The sequence below is a fragment of the Nitritalea halalkaliphila LW7 genome, from assembly GCF_000265075.1.
Classification (GTDB): domain Bacteria; phylum Bacteroidota; class Bacteroidia; order Cytophagales; family Cyclobacteriaceae; genus Nitritalea; species Nitritalea halalkaliphila.
This window is the reverse complement of record NZ_AJYA01000021.1, coordinates 90,061-110,007: the sequence shown is the minus strand read 5'-3', so window position 1 is coordinate 110,007 and position 19,947 is coordinate 90,061. Positions and strand designations below refer to the sequence as shown.

Here is a 19,947-nt window from a genome sequence, read left to right as displayed (position 1 = left end):
TGAAAGGATTTTTCGGCTGTAAACGTATGGCTTCGATGGATAAAAGTGCCCCAGCTACCCGAGAGGCTACTTCTCTGTCTAAAATTTTCATGACTCAAAATTAACATTTTATCCATTGGAAATTGGTGTGCCTGTTTTTTTTGTGCATTTTTGAAAGGATTACCTTTGCGACTATGCGAATTTTTGTAAATGATAAGCCGCTGGATCTGCTGGCAGTACGGGATGTGGAACAGCGCGAGCGCTTCGATCACGTGTATGAGGGAGAAAACCTGACGGTGGATCAAGTGAAACTGGAGGACGATGTGCTGATTTTGCACCCTTCACAGACCTGCATCATCTCGCTGCTGCAGCGCCTAAGGACGCGTAGACTGAATAAGTTGGATACGCTCACGCTAGTGTGGACGGATAAGGACGCGCTGAAGAAATTTGTAAAAAGCCGCTTTTTAACCATCGAGGCGGCTGGCGGACTCGTCCGCAAAGGGGAGCAACTCCTTTTCATCCATCGGCTAGGGAAGTGGGACTTGCCGAAAGGCAAATTCGAAAAAGGAGAGCGCCCCGTGCAGTGCGCTGTACGTGAGGTGGAGGAGGAATGTGCTGTGCGGGTAAAAGCAGGGCCATTGGTACTGAAAACCTGGCACACCTACACCCAAAACCGAAAAAATATTCTGAAAAAGACGTATTGGTTCGAGATGGAATGCATAGATGATCGGGAGATGGCCCCACAGAAAGAGGAGGGGATCCACGACATCGCATGGAAGAATCATGAAGAGGCGAAGCTGGCACTCATTAATTCGTACCCTTCCATGCGTTATCTCTACCAGATGTATCTGAAAAAAGGAACAGGAGGCTGCCCGCTAAAAAACGTGTCGGGAGGCTTTCTTCTTTTCCTTCTTCCTACAGGCTGTAGGGCAAGTAGTCCTTTACATTTCCTCCATAGCGATGCACCTCCCGGATGATCGTGGAGCTGATCGGAGAATAGGTCGGCGAAGTGATGAGAAAGACAGTTTCCAGGTCTTCGTTTAGGTAGCGATTCATCTGACTGATCGTATTTTCGTACTCGAAATCGGTGGTATTCCGCAGGCCCCGAATGATAAAGCGGCGCCCTCACTTTTCGCTAAGGTAGAGGTGAGCTCGTTATAGACGATGACGCGAACACGTGGATTTTCTTCGTACACACTGGAAATCTTTTCTACCATTAGTTCTACATCGAAGTACCTATTTTTTTTCGCTGAGTTATAGCCGATGCCGATGATCACCTCATCGAATAAATGGAGGCTGCGCAAGACGATGTCATGGTGGCCCATAGTAAAGGGGTCAAAAGATCCCGGAAATATAGCTATCTTCTTCATGGTTTTTTGGGTTTAGTGTTCGATAAGCCTTCGAGTGGAAGCATGAGCATGTCCAGCTGCAAGTCGGGATGCAAGCGAAGACTAGGCTTAATCGGGTCAATGATGAAATTTTTAAAATACTGAGCCCCCCAGTTTTGATCGATGCTCAGCGCCTGCCTGTTGCCGATGAAGGAGCAGCGGCACATAAAGCGGTCGAAGTTCAAATGCTCTGCTACGCCTAAAGCATACTGGGTGATCTCTGTCCAACTGTTAATTTCATAGCGATTAAAGCTTAAGAGTCGCTGATTCCCTAAGGCTGCGATGTACATGAATCCCGGATAGCTGATCAGTACGAGCTCCTCTTTTAGCATTTTGCGCTTTTCTTCGCCAGTATATTGAAGGCCGGTGAAGGCACCATGCCAAAATTCCACATCCCAGTGCTTGGGAAGCGCCGCTAGCAGCTCTTGTGGCAAGCTGTATAGGAGTTGGAGCGACCAGGAGGAGACCCGATCGGAGCGCAGCACATGATTTTCCTGAGGGCCGCAGGTGGCTTCCAGGAACGTTTTATTTCCCTCTTCTCCCGCTAAGTGGGCAGGCACCAGCGTAAAGTCGGCGCCGTGGTAAAAAATACGTAGCCGTAGCTTATCATGGTCGGGGAAGCTCGCCGAAAAGTCCCTAATAAAAGCCGCTTGCTCTGTAAATGCGTACTTTTCGATCCCACATACCAGTCCCTGTGCCGTAAAGTACAGCACAAGTGCCTCCTGTGGAAACAGTACTAAATGCAAACGGAAAACGCTATGTTTTCCCGTTCGTCACGATTATACGATTGAAATAATTTCTTCACGTCTTGGCGTTAAGCTTATTCCCAGTTTCCTGATGTAGAAGTGTCTGTGCGTGAACCTACGCGCAAGGCATTTTCTTTGTTATTCGCTCTTCTTTTCGGGTTCACTGGATCTGGATCACGGATCTCAAATACCCCGATCTCGCGGTTACTTCTTTCGATTTTATCAGCGAAAAACTCGAAAGTCTGGCCACCGGAACCTGGCACTACATTTAGCGCTTCTAAGTTAAAGTTCGGGTAACGACGCTCATTAAATAAGGAGTCGATTACTTTCACAGACCCTAAGGTGTCGAACGTTACCGTCGTCTCTTCTTTTCCGTATTCCAGTAGTTTCGTTTCTTCGATGCGCTGTACCAACCAAATTTCACCTGACTCGATGAATGCGCGCAGGTCTTCCCAGTTGTCTGCGTACTCATTATTGGTAGCATAATACGCCACTTGAGCATCGCGAAGCATCTGAAGTTTTTCGATGATGCGGGCCTCTGTACTTGCGATACGCTTCTCTTCTTGCATTACGTCATCCACAGACTTGTATAGAAGATATCCTAATCCAAAGGAAATCAGCAGTGCTACAAGGGATACAATACGTGTTACGTTCATTTCAAATTAAATTTATGAGGTAAACAAAGGTTGATGGTTTCTAACAGGATGCTATTTTAGGTATTATTTTTCAAATTTAAAATAACCTTTCCATTTTAGCACGTCATTGACCGTTTTTATTCCCCAAAATAGCTGATGTACGGCGTCCTGAGGTAAAGCAGCGATGTTTTTGGCGTCCATAAACCGTAATTCTTCCAGTAATTGCTTGTTTTCAGGCATTTCAGGGTCTTTGCCCAGCATGGGCTCCCCTGCCACACGCTCCACCTGAAAAAATAGCTCTACGGCATGTAAAGGAGGCTCCAGATACTCGTGCACCCCTAAAAATGCGCCCACACGTACCTCTAGGCCTGTTTCCTCCCGAAATTCCCGCCGTAGATTCTCCCGGGCACTGCTTCCGAACTCCATCCCTCCGCCTGGCACATTCCAAAACAGCCGCTCCGGCCCCATCCGATGACAGAGCAGGAGTACCTTACCTTCCTCGATTAGAACCCCATTTACGCGTGTACGCAGCCGATGCCCGAAGGTCTTATCGATTTCATTCTGTATATTTGACATCCTTTGTTGAATCGCCCTAAAAATTTTCCCTTTTCATGGAGGAAAACCCTCGGAACCCGGTAAAAGTTGCACTTCTCCCCCATCTGCTTCGGCAGTTTCCTTTTGCGCCCACGGCGGGGCAGGAAGACTTCTTCCGTCAGATAGCGGCTTTTTTAGAAGGTGCGGCGCTGCGCAAAAGCTCCTTTGCACTCTTTATCCTAAAGGGTTTCGCCGGAACCGGAAAGACCAGCGTCCTGGCGGCGCTCGTGCGCGTGCTACCGAAAATCAACATGCGGGCCTTGCTGCTGGCACCTACCGGAAGGGCTGCGAAGGTGATGGGCAACTACAGCGGGAGGACCGCATTTACCATTCATAAAATCATCTACCGCCCTGTGGAGGAAAATACCCCTGGAGAAGGTTTTTTTCTGCTGCAGCGAAATTATTATAAAAATACCCTCTTTATCGTCGATGAGGCCTCCATGCTCGGGGATCAACTGACTGCCGCTGCGGGCAATCTTCTCCGCGACTTGATCGAGTTTGTGCAGGACGGGGAGGGGAACCAACTGCTTTTCGTGGGAGACACTGCGCAGCTCCCTCCTGTAGGAAGCACGGAAAGTCCGGGGCTGGATGCCGACTATTTACGTAGGCACTACCGACTGCCAGTGGAAGAGGTGCTGCTGACCGAAGTAAAGCGGCAGCAGAGGCTTCTGGGATCTTGTGGAATGCCACGGCGCTGCGCCAGCTTTTATTTCTGCCCACGCCCGAAGTACGTTTTGTGACCAAGGGCTTTGCGGACTGTTTTCGCATGACAGGGCAGCGACTAGAAGACGGCCTGCGCTATGCCTATGAAAAGTACGGCGTGGAACAGAGCATCATCATCACGCGCTCGAACCGTGCCGCCGTACAATACAATGGCTACATCCGCCGTGTCATTCACTTCTTCGAAGAGGAAATCGAAGCGGGCGATTACCTGATGATCGTGAAAAACAATTACGTGTACATGGCCGACTCCGAGCAGGTGAATTTTCTGGCGAATGGGGACTTCGTGGAGGTGATGAAAATCCGTGGTTTTGAAACACAGTATGGCCTGCGCTTTGCTACATTAGAACTTCGGCTGGTAGACTATCCTGAAGAGCCCTATTTCGAGGCGAAAGTCCTGCTCGATGTGCTGGCCAGTCATGCGCCCAGTCTGGAGCCTGAGGCTTATCGTGCCTTGTATAAGGCTGTGGCCGAAGACTATAGGGATGTAGCCTCGAAGGTGGAGCGCCGGGATTTGATCCGTAAGGATCCCTACCTGAATGCGCTTCAGGTGAAATTCGCCTACACGCTTACATGCCATAAGGCACAGGGGGGGCAGTGGGATGCCGTTTTCGTGGATCAGGGCTACCTTCCCGAGACGGGGGTGGACCGGGAGTTTATCCGCTGGCTGTACACGGCCATCACGCGGGCGAGAAAAGAGCTGTATTTCGTGAATTTCAAGCCCGAATTCTTTGGCGGCAGCGCCCCTTCTGAGGATTAGACCGAGCGGCGTGGAAACTTATTGGCGGAGCACCTCGTTATCTTGTTTGAATTTATTCGCATCATTTAAATACCCACATACATACTATCATGAAAAAGTATCTTTTATTTTCACTCGCAGCGCTCTTCATGCTTTTAGCGGAGGCGCATGCACAGGCCGATGGTGCCGTGATTACCTTTAAAGAAAAAGAGGTGGATTACGGGGACATCAAGCATGGGGAAAAAGTGACCCATGTCTTTACATTTGAAAATACGGGCAAGCAGCCGCTGGTGATTTCTAATGTAGCGGCCTCTTGTGGCTGTACCACACCGGAATGGCCGAAAGAGCCGATTATGCCGGGGAAGTCAGGCGAAATGAAGGTGGTTTTCGATTCTACAGGTAAGCGCGGGGCGCAAAAGGCAACAGTGCGCATCTATTCGAATGCTTCTGAGCCGATCGAGCGTATCGCCATTATCACGAATGTGATGACCCGATAAGGAAACTTTCTTTTTTCGACATACAAAATGGGCCTCCGATCGGGTGGCCCATTTTTGTTTAGCCCTTTCATTTAAATTTCTTGCCTAAGCTATCTTCTAAAATTCCCAAAGGAGGCCCACTTGTCCGCCGCCCACTTGCACCTTTTCGAGGAGCGGATAGAGGCTTGGGTGTTTGCACGGTGAAAGAAATACTTGATAAGGTCAAAGCTAAACAGGAAGGCACCCTGCAGTACGACCGACTGCCCCAGCCATGGAGACGGGGCTGATCCCGCCGCTGGCCCCGCTCGATCAGGTAAAGCCCTCCTACCATGTAGCCTACATCCAGGGCGGCATTTACCAAGAGTACTTTTTCGATGCTATGCTGTTCCTGAAGGGAAAGCAGCAGACTGCCGCCCTCTACCGCTCGGCTGGCACTGTAATAGCCGACACCTGCGATGGCCAAGTTGACGGCATTCCAACCGATATTCATTTCATGAAAGCCCCGTACTCTACCGCTGCTGCTTCCGAGCTGACTGGCGCCCCAGGCCATGTTACCGATCGCCCAGCTGCCCAGAATGAGCATGCCTTGTTTGTTGTAGCGCTGTCTTTTCAGGTCGATCGCTTGGATTTGGTCTGCCTGTTCAGGCGACTGGGCCAAGCAGAGGGGCAGGCTGCCGAAAAAGAGGAGGCAGGCCAGCAAAAGGCTATGCCATAGGAGGGGGTAGAGCGTGTGTTGTGCATGAGCTCCTAACGCGCCAGGGGGTGGAATTGTTGGGACAGCAGGTAGGGCTAAGCCTATCCTTTTGCCCGTCAGGGCGTAGTCCCCAGCAGCAGCTGTTTCTGATAAGCGAACCAAAACAGGCGTAGCGCAAAGCCCAGCATCCCGATGGCTACGGCCTTATTCAGCAGGTACATGCGTCGATCGTTCAGAAAGGGGCTGAGCTGTTTAGCGGCATAGGCTTTCAGCAGGTCGATGCTAAAAACGGTGCCCAAGATGCCTCCGTAATAGGCGGTGGTGTCCCAGGGGCTCTTGTCTTTTAGGTGCAGAAATCCGGCGATGGAGAGCCAAAAAAGCAGTACGAAGGGGTTGATGCCGTTTACGCCGAAGCCTTTCAGCAAAGCACTTTTTTTACCACTGCTTTTGGGCAGCAGGCCGCCGCTATTAGGACGGGGGCTTTGTTTTTTCCACCAGGCGCTCAGCGCAAAACCCAGCAGCACCAGGGCACCTCCGTAGCCCAGCCCGACTTCTAGGTAAGGGTTTTCCTGCAGGCGGGAGACACCCCAGTAGGTGGCCAGCACATAGGCCATGTCGGAAAGGAGGATTCCTGTGGCCACGAGGGCTGCATAGCGAAAGCCTCTTTCCAAGCTGCTCTGGATCAGGGTGAAGAATACGGGCCCGATCATGGAGGAGAGCACGAGCCCCATGAGCAGGCCTTCCTGTAGGGACTGCATCAACGGTTCTCTTGGATGAATGCCTCCCAGGCGCTGGCTTTCTCTCCTTTTAGGACGCGGGGGAATTTGTTTTGGCCCCCTTCTTTCCCCTGGGCGCGCATGTGGGCATAGAATGTTTCGGGAGGGAGGATGCGGACATAAATGGCCTTTAGTGCATGGGCGCGCTCCACGGCATAGTCGTCGTTACAGGCCTTCAGGGCAGCATCTAAGGTTTCGGCCACCTGCTGCTCGTCCACGGCATCGCTGCTTCCGATGTACCAGTGGTGGGCGAATAGACTGCCTTCCGGCTTGCCAATGACCGTAAATTCGCGGATGTGGAGGTCCAGTTTTTCTTCCAGGGCTCGGATGCCTTGGTTCATATTGTCCACGGACAGATGTTCTCCACAGAGAGAAAGAAAATGCTTGGTGCGGCCCACGATCCGGATCTCCGCCTCTTTCACCTGGTCGAAAGCGATCACATCTCCTATCAGGTAACGCCAGGCGCCTGCGCAGGTGCTAATCAGGAGGGCGTAAGGCTTGCCGGGCTCCACCTCCTGCAGGGTGAGGGCTTCTGCTTCGGGGAGGAGCTGTCCGTCTGCATCGAAGTGCTGCTGGTCGAAGGGGATAAATTCGTAGTAGATGCCATTATTTAAGAGCAGGCGCATGCTTGGGGCGAAAGGTTTGGCCTGGAAGGCCAAAAATCCCTCCGAAGCCAAGTACGTTTCCATGTAGATGAGGGGGCGGCCGAGGAGCTTTTCGAAACTTTTCTTGTAGGGGCTGAAGGAGACGCCGCCATGGACGAAGATTTGTAGGTTCGGCCAGATCTCATGGATATGCTTCAGACCATAGCGCTCGATGATTTTTTCCATCAGAATCTGCAGCCAGGCAGGTACGCCGACGATGATGCCGATGTCCCATTTGGGCGCCATTTCAACGATTTGGTCCAGCTTTTCTCCCCAGTTTTTCTGGCGGGAGATGGTTTTTCCGGGCTTGTAGAAGCGCTGAAACCAGATGGGCAGCCTGCCGGCCGTGATGCCACTCAGGTCGCCAGAAAAATAGGTGCCATTAAAGTCCAGGTCGGTGCTCCCCCCCAGCATTAATATACCTTTGGTGAATAGGCTATCGGGGAGCTCGTATTTAGACAGGCTGAGCATCTGCCGGATGCCGCCCTTGCGGATGGCTTTCACCATGGAGCCGGTGATGGGGATATACTTAGAGCTGGCGCCGGAAGTGCCACTGCTGAGCGCAAAATAACGGGTGCGGCCCGGCCAGGTAATGTTTTTTTCTCCCGCCTGCTGCCGCTGCCACCAGCCTGCGTAGAGGCTGTCGTAGTCGTGTATGGGTACCTGCTGGCGAAAAAGCTGCAAGGCCTCCTGCTCGTTTTGGCGGAATTTTTTTAGGATGGAGAGAAAGGCATACCTTTGGCCGAAGGCCGTCTTTCGCGCCCGTAAGAGCAGCTTCTGAAGCTCCCGCGCCTGCAGGTCGGCTGGATTCGTGTACTCCTGCACCAGTGAATCGCGTAAACGAATGCCTTTTTTTAGTAATGTCCCTAATATCGCCATATCTTTGTGTGTACTAGCTGTTCGAACTCCAAAATTATAAGAATGAGCATCAAAGAAAACCTTTCAACCATTAAAAGTTCTTTTTTTAGATCCGGATTGTACGCTGGTGGCGGTCTCGAAAACCAAGCCGGTGGAAGCCATACAAGAGGCCTACGCGGCAGGAATCCGGGATTTCGGCGAAAATAAGGTGCAGGAGCTCATGGAGAAGGCTCCGCAGCTGCCCTCGGATATCCGCTGGCACATGATCGGGCACTTGCAGCGGAATAAGGTTAAATACCTCGTGGACACGGTGCACCTTATTCACGGGGTGGACTCTATGCGCCTGCTGCGGGAGATCGAAAAGCAGGCGGCTAAGGTGGGTCGTGTGCTGCAGGTGCTGCTGCAGGTGCATATCGCCGAAGAGGACAGTAAGTTTGGCTTCGACGCGGAGGAGCTGCAGGAGGCGCTGCTGAGTGAGGAGCTAGCGGCCTGTCGCCACGTGAAGGTCTGCGGCCTGATGGGCATGGCCACTTTTACGGAGGATGAGGCGCAGGTGAGTCGGGAGTTTGAAGGACTGAAGCGGCTTTTTGATCGCTGCAAGTCGCTGTCGCTGCCGGAGCATGTGCAGCTGGAGACACTGAGCATGGGCATGAGTGGTGATTATCTGCTCGCCCAAAAGGCGGGTTCCACCATGGTGCGCATCGGAAGTGCGATTTTCGGCGCGCGCGCCTAAATTTATGTAACGTTACTCTATACTTATGCAAGGGAATACCATTTTACAAGTTGCGGCTTTTTCGGGTGCACTGGCTGTGGGCATCGGGCTTTCGGAGCGCATGGGCTGGCCGAGACGCTGGCCGCAAATGGCCGTACGGACACTTTCGAGACGGCCGTGCTGTATCATTTTTTTCACACTTTGGCCCTGCTGCTGGTGGGGGCTGTGGCGCTTATCCGCCCTGAACGTGCGCTGGGAGGAGTGGCGATCGCCTTTTTGCTCGGCATTTTGATCTTTTCAGGCTCTTTGTATGTCTTGGCGGTGTTCAACTTGCCCTTCTTGGGCGCCATAACGCCTTTCGGAGGGGTGGCCTTTATCGTTGGCTGGGTGCTGTTCGCCCTGAAAATGAGAGGGAAATAGCATGAAGAAATGGTTTTTATGCTTGGTTTTGGGGCTCTTTTGGCAGGGCTCGGGGCTGCTCGCGCAGCAAATTTCCGGGCAGGAGCTCACCCGCTATCAGCAGCTGAATGAACTGCTCGGCCCCACCTCCTTTTTCGATAACCACCTGAGCGGGTTTATGCTGTTCGACCCGGACAGTAATCGGCTTATTTTCGAAAAAAACAGCCACATGCATTTTTTGCCGGCCTCCACGACCAAGCTACTCACCTTTTACGCTTCGCTCGTGGCCCTGAAGGAGGCGCCTGCGCATCTGCGGTATCAAGAGCTGGACGCGGAGACGCTGCAGATCTGGGGAACGGGCTCGCCAGTGTGGAAGTACGGTACGCTACCCCAGCCTCCGATCGATGCACTGCTGAAAAAGTATCGGGTGATTTACTTTTCTTCGGCCAACTGGAAAAGTACGGCCTCGGGTATGGCTGGCAGTGGGACGACTACGTGTATGCCTACTCGGCGGAGCGCTCGCCACTGCCTGTGTACGGGAATGTCGTCTCCTTTCTGAATCAAAACCAGCGTCCGCGGCCCCGCTTTAATGTATTCCAAGACTTTATGGCCACGACTACGGAGCCGATTCGCAATGTGCGGCGGGATTTTCATCGTAATCGCTTCGTGTACAATCCCTCGCTGTACAATCATCCCGGCCCTTTACTGCCATTTATTACTTCGGATTCACTCACCGTTCAGCTTTTGGCCTCCATTACCGAGCGGGATGTGCGCCTGAACCAGGCCCCTTTGCCGGCAGGCCATCAGGTACTGCGCCACGGCGACCTGCAGCGTGTATGGAAGGATATTTTACAGGAGAGCGATAATTTTCTCGCCGAGCAGCTGCTGCTGATGGTGGCCGATGCTCTTTTCGGGGAGCTCGACGATGAAAAGGCCATAGCGGCCATCACGAAAACCTTTCTCTGGGACCTGCCCGACGCGCCGAAGTGGGTGGATGGCAGTGGGCTGTCGCGGCATAACCTGGTGACCCCACGAAGTATGATCGCGCTGCTGCAGAAGATCGAGGAGCAGATGCCCCGGCGCCAAGTGCTGGAGCTGCTGCCTAAGGGCGGGGTAAGTGGCACGCTGAAGTTTAATTATGCCGGTCCACGGCCTTATGTGATCGGCAAGACCGGGACGGTGAGCAATCATCACTCTCTGGTGGGTTATATCCGCACGAATCAGGATCGTTACCTTATGTTCGCTTTTATGCACAATAATTATATGGTGAAGGCCTCGGAGGTGCGGAGGGAAATGGAAAAAGTATTGCGCTTTATTCGGGATAATTATTAATTTTAACCTTGTCGTCGAGGTGTTTTGGCCTCTGGCCAAAGCTATTTGAAGGCCTGTTCAGCGCCCAGTGCTGAGAGGATACGCGTACATGTTAACTATACCAATGATGCAGAAAAGGACTTTTTTAAAGAGGAGTTTACTGGGCCTGGCGGGCTTGCCGCTACTGGCGGGGGCTGCCGTGGGGCGCGATGCGCGAGGGGGTAACCAGAGGCCGCTGTTGCAGCCACGTCTGGCGCCTGGGGATACGATCGGTCTGATTAGCCCCTCTTCTGCTTCTACCCCTCGGATGAATTTTGTGTTCGCACAGGAAACGTTAGAGGCGCTCGGTTTTCGGGTCAAGATGGGGTCCCATGTGCAGGCGCGCAGAGGGCATCTAGCTGGCACAGACGCGGAGAAGTTAGCCGATCTCCATGCCCTGTATGCGGATCCTGAGGTAAAGGCCATTATGGCCATGCGGGGGGGCTCGGGTGCTGCCCGGCTTCTGGCAGACATCGACTACGCACTGATTCGGGCGAACCCCAAGCCGCTGATCGGCTATTCGGATATTACGGCCCTGCACTGTGCGATTTACAGCCAGACAGGGCAGCTGAGCTTTCATGGGCCGAATGCCACAGGCAGCTGGAATGCTTTTAATGTGGCGCAGTTTCGGCGCACCTTCCTGGAGGAAGGCCCGATTCTGCTGGAAAATGAGCAGCAGGCAGGGGATGACCTGATCGTGAAACAAAACCGCATCGAGACGCTCGTGCCGGGGCGAGTGCTCAGGGCAAGCTGCTCGGAGGGAACCTCACGGTGCTGGCCGCCCTTTCGGGGACACCCTACTATCCGGACTTTACCGGGAGCATCTTGTTTTTAGAGGATATCGGAGAGGAGCCGTATAAGTTGGACCGCCTTTTTTCCACCCTCAAGCTGAACGGCACGCTGGATAAGATTCGCGGGTTCGTATTCGGGCAGTGTACGTCCTGCGATCCGAGTGGAGGCTATGGGAGTTTGACCTTAGACGAATTGGTAGACGATTATATTTTGCCCCTCGGGGTGCCTGCCTATCGGGGCGCCATGATCGGGCATGTGAACAAACAGTTTTTCATTCCGATCGGCGCTGAGGCCACCTTGGATGCTGATCGGGGGACTTTGACACTTTCCAGCCCTTTATTTCTATGATGTGCTTCACCCGTTTACACTCTTTATGGATGACCGGACTGCTGCTGTTCGGCAGTCTTACCGCATGTAAAACTACACAATCCACACGTATGCCGACTGACACGTTATCGTATTTGGCTTTAGGGGATTCCTACACCATCGGGGAGGGTGTGGGCCCTAAGGACACCTATCCTGAGCAGCTCCGCGCTCTGCTTTCAGTAGAAAAAATCAAGCTGGCTGAGCCCCTAATCATTGCCCGTACGGGCTGGACCACGGATGAGCTCAGCGCCGGAATCGACGATGCCGAAATCGCAGGGCAAACGTATGCTTTGGTTACCTTGTTAATCGGTGTGAACAACCAGTACCGCGGTCGTGCGGTGGAGGACTATGCGCGGGAATTTGAGCAGCTGCTCGATCGGGCGATTGCTTTTGCGGGTGGGCGCGAGGAGCGTGTTTTTGTCCTGTCGATTCCTGACTGGGGGGTGACTCCTTTCGCGGAGGAGCGTGAGGTGGATAGGCAGGCGGTAGCCGCAGCGATTGATGCTTATAATGCCCAGAAGCGCGCCATTTGTGCGGAGAAAGGCGTTCATTTTACCGACATTACGGAGACGTACCGGCAGATTGGAGCCGAGGTGCCTTCTTTGGTGTCGGATAAGTTGCACCCCAGTGCTTTGGTGTACGCCCGCTGGGCAAAGGCCTAGTGGATCCGGTGGCAGCGGTTCTACGGGGGCAGCAGCAGTAGGGAGTATAGGAGATTTTCTTTTTGAAAGGAAAAAAAGAGCCCTGTCACGATGAGGTGACAGGGCTTTTGGTGGTTATGCTGTCTGCTTTGCGCCGGCCGGCGCAAAGGGGAGAGGCCAGCGATTTAGTCTGCGAGGTATTTTTCTACCGGCACATAGTCCATGTCGAAGGCTTCTGCCACGGCTTTATAGACAATATCCCCATGGATGACATTCAGTCCGGGTACCAGTTCCGCATTTTCCTGTGCGGCGCGCTTCCAACCTTTTTCTGCCAGCTGAATGGCGTACGGCAGGGTGGCGTTTGTTAGCGCGAGGGTGGAGGTGTAGGGCACGGCGCCTGGCATGTTAGCCACGCAGTAGTGCAGGACATCGTCGATGATGAAGGTAGGATTTTCGTGGGTGGTCGGTTTACAGGTTTCGATACAACCGCCCTGATCCACGGCCACGTCCACGAGTACAGCACCTGGCTTCATGATTTTCAGCATGTCGCGGGTGATGAGGTGCGGGGCTTTCGCTCCTGGGATAAGTACGGCACCTACGATGAGGTCAGCGTGTACGATCATCTCGCGGATATTGTATTCATTTGACATCATGGTCTTTACGTTCGCCGGCATGACATCGTCGAGGTATCTCATGCGGGGGATGGAAACGTCCATGATGGTCACGTCAGCGCCGAGGCCTGCCGCCATCCAGGCAGCTTGCGTGCCCACGATACCACCACCGAGGATGAGGACCTTGGCAGGAAGTACGCCTGGGACGCCACCGAGGAGGATTCCGCGGCCGCCGAGTGGTTTTTCGAGGTAGTTAGCCCCTTTTTGGATCGCCATACGGCCAGCCACTTCCGACATGGGAACCAGAAGCGGGAGGCTACGGTCTGGTTTCTCTACGGTTTCGTAGGCGAGGCAGACCGCCTTGCTCTCGACCATGGCACGTGTGAGGGGCTCATGTGACGCAAAGTGAAAATAGGTGAAGAGCAGTTGGTCTTCTTTTATAAGTGCGTATTCGGGCTCGATGGGCTCTTTTACTTTTATAATCATTTCCGCGATTCCATAGACATCTTCTATGGTCGGGAGGATGGCTGCACCGGCTTCGGTGTAGAGGTCATCGGAAAAGCCACTTCCTTCGCCGGCGGTATGCTGTACGTAGACGGTATGTCCGCGTTTTACCAGTTCTTTTGCTCCTGCGGGGGTAAGTGCTACCCGGTTTTCGTTGTTTTTAATCTCCTTTGGAACACCTATTATCATGATTATCTGAATTTGGGATTATAGGGGCAAATATACAGCTTGGGGCGAAAAGGGCTTCATTTCAAGTCAAATATTTTGATACGCGTAAGAAAAATGATTAATTTTGAAATTAAATTTGATTTAAAAGCGTTTAGCTGAATATAATTTCAAATCACTCTTTTTAGCTTACATTTATTTGGCGTAGCCAAAGGGGCTCTGGGGCGCTGCTTGTTTGGGAAATCGGGGCAGGGGTCTTTTGGAAAGTGTGGTAAATGTGAGTTTTCTGAAATTAAATTTGGTGGGCTATCCTTTTAAGCGGGGCCTTCGGAATAAATTTTCGAAAAACTGGAAAAATATTTACATTAATGGGTTTGTAAAATTGTGAAAAAGTTTTATTTTTGGAATTACGGTGCTACGGCATCAGAACCCAAAATAGCTTTAAGGATTACTAAATATGACACAAGTGGCAGCATCAACGAAGCAGAAAAACGGCATTAGCAGAACGAAGGCGCAACTTTTAGAAGATTTCAGACTCGCATCGGAGAGTCGGCATGCTTCTCTTATGGGGAGGAAGGAGGTCTTCATGGGTAAGGCTAAGTTTGGTATTTTCGGGGATGGAAAGGAATTAGCGCAGCTGGCCATGGCGCAGTTCTTCCGCAAGGGGGATTTCCGTGCGGGCTACTACCGCGACCAGACCTTTATGTTTGCCGTAGGCGAACTGACGATTCGCCAGTACTTCGCGCAGCTGTATGCACATACAGACGTGCAGGCGGATCCAGCTTCGGCGGGACGTCTGATGAATGGGCACTTTGCTACGCGCTCTTTAGATGAGCAGGGCAACTGGAAAAACCTGATGGAGATGCATAATTCTACGGCGGATATCTCTCCTACGGCGGGTCAGATGCCAAAACTTTTAGGTTTGGCCTATGCGTCTAAGTTGTTCCGTGCTTCTAAGGAGCTGCAGAAAATGACGCAGTTTACCGAGGGCGGAAACGAGGTAGCTTGGGGTACCATCGGGAATGCGAGTACCTCCGAAGGGATGTTTTTCGAGGCCTTGAATGCAGCGGGGGTCTTACAGGTGCCGATGGTCATTTCGGTGTGGGACGATGCTTACGGTATTTCTGTGGGCAGCGAGCACCATACGACGAAGGGCTCCATATCAGAGGCTTTGGCGGGCTTACAGCGCACGGAAGAGCAGCCGGGCTTTGAGATTTTTAAGGTGCGTGGCTGGGATTATCCTGCCCTTATCGATACCTACGCCCGTGCATCGAAGGTGGCGCGCGAGTCCCATGTGCCTTGCTTAGTGCATGTGGTAGAGATGACACAGCCTCAGGGCCATTCGACTTCCGGTTCCCATGAGCGTTATAAGTCGAAGGAGCGCCTGGAGTGGGAAAAAGAATTTGACTGCATCGCTCAGTTTGCTCAGTACCTGGTACAAGAGGGCATCGCGGAGCAGCAAGAGCTAGATGCCATCGATAAAGCGGCGAAAGACAAAGTCAAACAGGAGAAGGAAGCGGCCTGGAAGGCCTTTAGCTCCTCTATTAAAGGTGAATTAGATGAGGCAGTGGCCCTTTTGCAGCGCGTAGCTGCAGAGGCGGGTCCTGCGCAAGATACCCTTAGCCAGATGGCTGAGGAACTGAAAAAGACCATGAACCCGATTCGCAAAGATGTGATTAGCACGGTGCGTCGGGCGCTTTGGGAGCTGCGGGGAGCGGATTTTTCTGCGAAGGCGGAGCTGCAGGCGTGGTATAAAAACATTCAGGCGTTAAATGCAGACCGTTACAACAGTCACTTGTACAGTCAGTCGCCATACAGTACGGCAAAGGTGCAGCCCGAGCCACTTCGGTTCGCTGAGGACGCTCCTCTGGTGGATGGAAGAGAGGTGCTGCAGGCTTGCTTCGACCAGTTGTTAGCACGTGATCCTCGTTTCTTTGCCTTCGGAGAGGATGTGGGCAAAATCGGTGATGTGAACCAGGCTTTTGCGGGCTTGCAGGCTAAATACGGTGAAAATCGCGTGTCCGATACGAGTATTCGTGAGTGTACGATTATCGGTCAGGGTATCGGTGCGGCGCTTCGTGGTCTTCGTCCGATGGCGGAGATTCAGTACCTCGATTATATCCATTATGCGCTGATGACCCTGTCGGATGACTTGGCCTGCTTGCAGTACCGTACGAAGGGTGGGCAGAAAGCGCCTCTTATCGTTCGTACGCGCGGGCATCGTCTGGAAGGGGTGTGGCATGCGGGTTCTCCGATCGGGATGCTCTTACATTCCCTTCGTGGGATGCTTCTCTGCGTACCGCGTAACATGACGCAGGCTGCGGGGATGTACAATACCCTCATGGAGGCCGATGAGCCAGCCTTGGTGATCGAATGTCTAAATGGTTACCGCTTAAAAGAGCGCATGCCTGAAAATATCGGTACTTATAAGGTGCAGCTAGGCCTGCCGGAGGTGATCCGTACGGGTAGTGATGTGACTGTAGCCACTTATGGCTCCATGTGCCGTGTGGTGTTAGATGCTGCGGATTTACTGGCAGATATGGACATCGATGTAGAAGTAATCGATGTACAGACCCTGCTTCCGTTCGATACGACGGGTGTGGTGGGTAAGTCCATCGCCAAGACCAATCGTGCGGTATTCGCCGATGAGGACATGCCAGGAGGTGCATCAGCCTTTATGCTGCAGCAGGTGATCGAGGGTCAAAAGGCTTACTATCACCTCGATGCGGAGCCGGTTACCATTCATGCACAGGCACATCGACCTGCTTACTCTTCAGACGGGGATTATTTCTCTAAGCCTTCTGTGGAGGATGTAGTGGAGCGTATTTATCTGCTCATGCATGAAGCGGATCCGAAGCGTTATCCGATGATCTGATAAAAGTAAATTTCATAAGAAAGGGGAGATGCCGTCACAGGTATCTCCCTTTTTTGGTGTTTACTCCTTCGGGAATAGGAGCTTGCGGACATTTTTTTGCCGCAGGCAGAAGGCCTCAGGGTCCAAAACTGCTGCTCAAGTGCTTATCGGCGGCGGATTCCCTGAAGGGTCACCTCTGGACTGCTCACCCAGGCAGAGGAGTTCAGCTGCCGATCCTGGATGCGGACCTCCACGCGAATGGTGTCGTTCCGGAAAATATTATTCCAGCCGCTACTGACCATGGCATAGGCGATGGTCCCTTCCACTGCTTGGGTGTTATTTCCGGCCAGGATGCGGGGAAAGCGCCCGTTAAAGCTGGTGAAAAATGGAGGGTCCTCCCAGCGAAACTCTTGAAAAACTCCATTTCGCTTGATGAAAAAGCGCACGAAGATATTATTATGGTTCGGGTTTGGTTCCACCCAAATGGTGTCGCGGACCTCTTGATTATTCACGATGGGGTTAATGCGCCAGTCGATCGGATTAAAAGGTGGGGCATTCGCTGGTCGATTTCGAAAGGTGATCAGATTACCTCCCTGATCTCTTCTAAAGGTCAGCTCCTGAAAGGGAGGCTGGATTTCGGTGGCATTTAGGCCTAAGTCACCCTCTGCATCGCGGAAATCCACGGATACGATGAGCGAATCCTGCCCCGGGGTTTCGACGAATTCCAAAGAATTAAATTCGATTTCGGGGACACTGGGGAAATTCGTGGGTGGCGTCACACAGGCCACCATTCCGAGGAGGCCCACGCCCGCGCTGACCAGTGCGTTTTTACAATTCATGGGTATGCATATTTTAGCCTAAGCGTTAGATCCTTTATCTTTGTCCTGACAGCTCCTGCCGCAGTGGTTTTACCTGCAAGGTACGCCTTGTGGCGGGACATTACAAATTAGAAAAGGATGATCGATTTCGAAAGTTTTTCCGAACATATTCTTAACGCAAAAAGTATCGACTTTGATTCGAAGGCTTTAGAAATATTTCATTTTCAGGCGGTACATAACCCGATTTATGCTGCTTATCTGCGTGCGCGTGGGATTCGTTCGTCCTCTGTGCAGCGCGTAGAGGAGATTCCTTTTCTTCCTATTCAGTTTTTTAAGCAGCATGCAGTGGTTTCGGGCGACCTTTCCCGCATGCAGGCTTGCTATACTTCCTCCGGAACCACGGGGGCCATTACCAGCCGCCATCATGTGTGGTCTGAGGCGTTTTATTTGCGCCATGCGCGAAATCTATTTCAGGAGCACTACGGCCCGCTGGAAAATTTCCATGTCTTAGCGCTTTTACCGGCTTATTTAGAGCGGGAAGGCTCCTCTCTGGTGGCGATGGCAGCGGATTTTATCGCGGCGAGTGCTTCGGAGCATAGCGGTTTCTATCTGTATGACCACGATGCGCTACGGGAAAAGTTGGCGCTGCTCGCGCAGCAAAGGGAGCGTAAGGTACTCCTTTTGGGGGTGACGTTTGCGCTTTTGGACCTGGTGGAATCGGGTATTCCGCTGCCGGAGTTTCCGGAATTAATCGTGATGGAAACGGGGGGGATGAAAGGCCGGCGTCGGGAGATGATTCGGGAGGAGGTACATGCTGTACTTCGGCCTGCTTTCGGGGTGGAGCATATCCACTCGGAATATGGGATGACAGAGCTTCTTTCTCAGGCCTATTCTTTCGGTGAAGGGGTGTACCAGTTGCCGAAAACCCTACGTGTACTACTCCGAGATGTACATGATCCGCTTTCTCCTGCTGCGCGTAGCCAAGGGGGGATTAATGTGATTGACTTGGCGAATTTCCATTCCTGCTCCTTTATCGAGACGCAAGATTTAGGAAGGTTACGCCAGATGGAACATTAGAGGTTTTAGGGCGTTATGATCATAGTGATGTGCGGGGGTGCAATTTAATGGTCAATTAGTTTGGCTATCTCCCTGAAATACTCGATATTTAGGCAAAAAAATTACAATTTTATGAAAAAGCTTTTCATCGCAGTTTTGGGCGCGGGTTTGCTGGCCTTTAGTTCTTGTGTCAGCACGAAGCCGTGTCCTGCTTATGCGAAGGCTCCTGTGAGCAGCCTGCAGCAGATGTAAAGGGTTAAAAGTATGCGGATTTAATAGCCCGCATACTTTTTAATGTCTTCAACAGTTATTTCTTTTTGGCCGAGAATGACTAATCTCTCGACCACGTTACGCAGTTCGCGAATATTTCCTGTCCACTCGAATCCTTGAAGTGTTTTGAGTGCGGCTTGTTGAATACTTTTTTTCGGTGCTCCCTGTTCTGCCGCGATGTCTGCTAGGAATTTGTCCACGAGAAGGGGGATATCTTCTGTTCTCTCCTTTAGCGCGGGCACTTGGATGACGATGACGCTAAGACGATGGTACAAGTCTTCTCTGAAGTTTCCTTCTTGAATTTCTTTGCGCAGGTCCTTATTGGTGGCCGCGAGTACACGTACATCTACTTTGATGTCTTTATCTCCTCCTACGCGGGTAATTTTATGTTCCTGGAGGGCGCGCAGTACTTTCGCTTGAGCCGAGAGGCTCATATCTCCGATTTCATCTAGGAATAGTGTGCCCCCATGGGCCTGTTCGAATTTCCCTTGCCGCTGTTTATTGGCTGAGGTAAAGGCGCCTTTTTCATGACCGAAAAGTTCACTTTCGATTAATTCGGATGGGATGGCCGCACAGTTGACTGCGATAAAGGGCGCTGCGCTGCGCGCGCTTTTTTGGTGTAGCCAGTGCGCTACCAGTTCTTTACCTGTTCCATTCGGTCCGTTAATGAGCACGCGCGCTTCGGTAGGGGCCACTTTCTCGATGGTTTCCTTTACTTCGACGATGGCAGCACTTTCTCCTATCATATCGAATTTCTTCGATAGTTTTTTCTTGAGTACCTTCGTTTCCGTGACCAGTGTTTTTTTATCTAGGGCATTTCGGACGGTGAGAAGCAGTCGGTTTAGGTCGGGAGGTTTCGGGATGAAGTCGAAAGCACCTTTTTTGGTGGCTTCTACGGCTGTTTCGATGGTGCCGTGTGCTGATATCATGATGAACTGGGGCTGTTTTTCCAGCTTAGCGACAGCGTCGAGGACTTCGATGCCATCCATTTTCGGCATCTTAATATCACATAGCACCAAGTCAAAATCTTCTTCTTGGATTTTCTTCAGTCCTTCTTGGCCATCTTGTGCTTCGGAGATTTGGTAGTTTTCATATTCTAAAATCTCTCGTAGGGTAGAGCGAATGACGCGCTCATCGTCGATAATCAGTAGTTTTGCCAT

The 19,947-nt window shown here is 52.1% G+C and carries 20 protein-coding genes and 2 pseudogenes; 12 read left to right on the top strand and 10 right to left on the bottom strand.

The genetic code is table 11. The features are described from left to right. Positions 1–173: 173 nt before the first annotated feature. On the top strand, positions 174–956 hold the full coding sequence (locus A3SI_RS08540; protein ID WP_009055115.1) for an NUDIX domain-containing protein: 783 nt from the start codon (positions 174–176) through the stop codon (positions 954–956). On the opposite strand, the pseudogene coaD reads toward A3SI_RS08540, so the two are convergent. From coaD to A3SI_RS08520, 4 genes and pseudogenes are all read right to left on the bottom strand, one after another. Next, positions 895–1,349 (bottom strand): annotated as a pseudogene (coaD, locus tag A3SI_RS08535) (pantetheine-phosphate adenylyltransferase). The gene A3SI_RS08540 and the pseudogene coaD sit on opposite strands and share 62 nt — an antisense overlap. Continuing rightward, positions 1,346–2,113 carry a DUF3822 family protein gene (locus tag A3SI_RS08530; protein WP_009055113.1) on the bottom strand — a complete coding sequence of 256 codons (768 nt, stop codon included), beginning with the start codon at positions 2,111–2,113 and terminating at the stop codon, positions 1,346–1,348. The pseudogene coaD and the gene A3SI_RS08530 overlap by 4 nt, the downstream one beginning before the upstream one ends. A 74-nt stretch (positions 2,114–2,187) precedes the next feature. Then, positions 2,188–2,769, bottom strand: a complete 582-nt coding sequence (locus tag A3SI_RS08525) for a hypothetical protein (RefSeq protein ID WP_040670494.1) — start codon at positions 2,767–2,769, stop codon at positions 2,188–2,190. A gap of 63 nt (positions 2,770–2,832) precedes the next feature. Next, entirely contained in the window at positions 2,833–3,324 is a 492-nt protein-coding gene (locus tag A3SI_RS08520) for an NUDIX domain-containing protein (RefSeq protein ID WP_009055110.1), read from the bottom strand. A 35-nt stretch (positions 3,325–3,359) separates the two neighbouring features. Between A3SI_RS08520 and A3SI_RS08515 the strand changes: the two are divergent. Both A3SI_RS08515 and A3SI_RS08510 read left to right on the top strand, forming a co-directional pair. Next, a pseudogene (locus tag A3SI_RS08515) lies at positions 3,360–4,822 on the top strand (ATP-dependent DNA helicase). Between the two features lie 89 nt (positions 4,823–4,911). Further along, the gene (locus A3SI_RS08510) at positions 4,912–5,298 is read left to right on the top strand and encodes a DUF1573 domain-containing protein (RefSeq protein WP_009055109.1); all 387 of its coding nucleotides are present in this window, start codon (positions 4,912–4,914) and stop codon (positions 5,296–5,298) included. Positions 5,299–5,365: 67 nt separating this feature from the next. Here the strand turns inward: A3SI_RS08510 and A3SI_RS08505 are convergent, their stop codons facing one another. The 3 genes from A3SI_RS08505 to A3SI_RS08495 form a co-directional block, all read right to left on the bottom strand. Then, on the bottom strand, positions 5,366–5,977 hold the full coding sequence (locus A3SI_RS08505; protein ID WP_009055108.1) for a DUF6992 family protein: 612 nt from the start codon (positions 5,975–5,977) through the stop codon (positions 5,366–5,368). A gap of 110 nt (positions 5,978–6,087) precedes the next feature. Beyond that, positions 6,088–6,729, bottom strand: a complete 642-nt coding sequence (locus tag A3SI_RS08500; protein WP_009055107.1) for a LysE family translocator — start codon at positions 6,727–6,729, stop codon at positions 6,088–6,090. Further along, positions 6,729–8,270 carry a GH3 family domain-containing protein gene (locus A3SI_RS08495; protein WP_009055106.1) on the bottom strand — a complete coding sequence of 514 codons (1,542 nt, stop codon included), beginning with the start codon at positions 8,268–8,270 and terminating at the stop codon, positions 6,729–6,731. Before A3SI_RS08495 ends, A3SI_RS08500 begins: the two co-directional genes overlap by 1 nt. Positions 8,271–8,376: 106 nt before the next feature. Here A3SI_RS08495 and A3SI_RS08490 point away from each other — a divergent pair, with 106 nt between their 5' ends. From A3SI_RS08490 to A3SI_RS08470, 7 genes are all read left to right on the top strand, one after another. Further along, positions 8,377–8,982: a YggS family pyridoxal phosphate-dependent enzyme gene (locus A3SI_RS08490; RefSeq protein WP_316929146.1), complete on the top strand. Its 606-nt coding sequence runs from the start codon at positions 8,377–8,379 to the stop codon at positions 8,980–8,982. After that, on the top strand, positions 8,983–9,381 hold the full coding sequence (locus A3SI_RS18890) for a DUF423 domain-containing protein (protein ID WP_316929149.1): 399 nt from the start codon (positions 8,983–8,985) through the stop codon (positions 9,379–9,381). A 1-nt stretch (position 9,382) separates the two neighbouring features. Next, positions 9,383–9,919, top strand: a complete 537-nt coding sequence (locus tag A3SI_RS20615; protein ID WP_238531675.1) for a hypothetical protein — start codon at positions 9,383–9,385, stop codon at positions 9,917–9,919. After that, positions 9,856–10,692, top strand: a complete 837-nt coding sequence (locus A3SI_RS20610; protein ID WP_238531674.1) for a D-alanyl-D-alanine carboxypeptidase — start codon at positions 9,856–9,858, stop codon at positions 10,690–10,692. Before A3SI_RS20615 ends, A3SI_RS20610 begins: the two co-directional genes overlap by 64 nt. Positions 10,693–10,780: 88 nt before the next feature. Continuing rightward, on the top strand, positions 10,781–11,545 hold the full coding sequence (locus A3SI_RS08475; RefSeq protein ID WP_316929145.1) for a S66 peptidase family protein: 765 nt from the start codon (positions 10,781–10,783) through the stop codon (positions 11,543–11,545). Then, positions 11,482–11,850, top strand: a complete 369-nt coding sequence (locus A3SI_RS22590) for a hypothetical protein (protein WP_316929144.1) — start codon at positions 11,482–11,484, stop codon at positions 11,848–11,850. The genes A3SI_RS08475 and A3SI_RS22590 overlap by 64 nt, the downstream gene beginning before the upstream one ends. A gap of 89 nt (positions 11,851–11,939) precedes the next feature. Next, on the top strand, positions 11,940–12,530 hold the full coding sequence (locus A3SI_RS08470; RefSeq protein WP_040670502.1) for an SGNH/GDSL hydrolase family protein: 591 nt from the start codon (positions 11,940–11,942) through the stop codon (positions 12,528–12,530). A 164-nt stretch (positions 12,531–12,694) separates the two neighbouring features. Here the strand turns inward: A3SI_RS08470 and ald are convergent, their stop codons facing one another. After that, complete coding sequence (gene ald / locus A3SI_RS08465) at positions 12,695–13,813, bottom strand: alanine dehydrogenase (protein ID WP_009055101.1); 1,119 nt, start codon at positions 13,811–13,813, stop codon at positions 12,695–12,697. Positions 13,814–14,246: 433 nt separating this feature from the next. Here ald and A3SI_RS08460 point away from each other — a divergent pair, with 433 nt between their 5' ends. Then, entirely contained in the window at positions 14,247–16,664 is a 2,418-nt protein-coding gene (locus A3SI_RS08460) for an alpha-ketoacid dehydrogenase subunit alpha/beta (RefSeq protein WP_009055099.1), read from the top strand. A gap of 143 nt (positions 16,665–16,807) precedes the next feature. Here A3SI_RS08460 and A3SI_RS08455 read toward each other — a convergent pair whose 3' ends face one another. Continuing rightward, entirely contained in the window at positions 16,808–17,482 is a 675-nt protein-coding gene (locus tag A3SI_RS08455) for a hypothetical protein (protein WP_009055098.1), read from the bottom strand. Between the two features lie 117 nt (positions 17,483–17,599). On the opposite strand from A3SI_RS08455, the gene A3SI_RS08450 reads away from it, so the two are divergent. Then, positions 17,600–18,538 carry an acyltransferase gene (locus A3SI_RS08450; protein ID WP_009055097.1) on the top strand — a complete coding sequence of 313 codons (939 nt, stop codon included), beginning with the start codon at positions 17,600–17,602 and terminating at the stop codon, positions 18,536–18,538. 251 nt (positions 18,539–18,789) lie between these two features. Here A3SI_RS08450 and A3SI_RS08445 read toward each other — a convergent pair whose 3' ends face one another. Next, entirely contained in the window at positions 18,790–19,947 is a 1,158-nt protein-coding gene (locus A3SI_RS08445; RefSeq protein ID WP_009055096.1) for a sigma-54-dependent transcriptional regulator, read from the bottom strand.

Bases quoted from the DNA above. Each gene is read 5' to 3' on its own strand.
- A3SI_RS08460 (WP_009055099.1), top strand. From the start codon at position 14,247: ATGACACAAGTGGCAGCATCAACGAAGCAGAAAAACGGCATTAGCAGA.
- A3SI_RS08455 (WP_009055098.1), bottom strand. From the start codon at position 17,482: ATGAATTGTAAAAACGCACTGGTCAGCGCGGGCGTGGGCCTCCTCGGA.
- ald (WP_009055101.1), bottom strand. From the start codon at position 13,813: ATGATAATAGGTGTTCCAAAGGAGATTAAAAACAACGAAAACCGGGTA.
- A3SI_RS08495 (WP_009055106.1), bottom strand. From the start codon at position 8,270: ATGGCGATATTAGGGACATTACTAAAAAAAGGCATTCGTTTACGCGAT.
- A3SI_RS08510 (WP_009055109.1), top strand. From the start codon at position 4,912: ATGAAAAAGTATCTTTTATTTTCACTCGCAGCGCTCTTCATGCTTTTA.
- A3SI_RS08450 (WP_009055097.1), top strand. From the start codon at position 17,600: ATGATCGATTTCGAAAGTTTTTCCGAACATATTCTTAACGCAAAAAGT.
- A3SI_RS08470 (WP_040670502.1), top strand. From the start codon at position 11,940: ATGCCGACTGACACGTTATCGTATTTGGCTTTAGGGGATTCCTACACC.
- A3SI_RS08520 (WP_009055110.1), bottom strand. From the start codon at position 3,324: ATGTCAAATATACAGAATGAAATCGATAAGACCTTCGGGCATCGGCTG.
- A3SI_RS08500 (WP_009055107.1), bottom strand. From the start codon at position 6,729: ATGCAGTCCCTACAGGAAGGCCTGCTCATGGGGCTCGTGCTCTCCTCC.
- A3SI_RS08525 (WP_040670494.1), bottom strand. From the start codon at position 2,769: ATGAACGTAACACGTATTGTATCCCTTGTAGCACTGCTGATTTCCTTT.
- A3SI_RS08445 (WP_009055096.1), bottom strand. From the start codon at position 19,947: ATGGCAAAACTACTGATTATCGACGATGAGCGCGTCATTCGCTCTACC.
- A3SI_RS08475 (WP_316929145.1), top strand. From the start codon at position 10,781: ATGTTAACTATACCAATGATGCAGAAAAGGACTTTTTTAAAGAGGAGT.
- A3SI_RS08540 (WP_009055115.1), top strand. From the start codon at position 174: ATGCGAATTTTTGTAAATGATAAGCCGCTGGATCTGCTGGCAGTACGG.
- A3SI_RS20615 (WP_238531675.1), top strand. From the start codon at position 9,383: ATGAAGAAATGGTTTTTATGCTTGGTTTTGGGGCTCTTTTGGCAGGGC.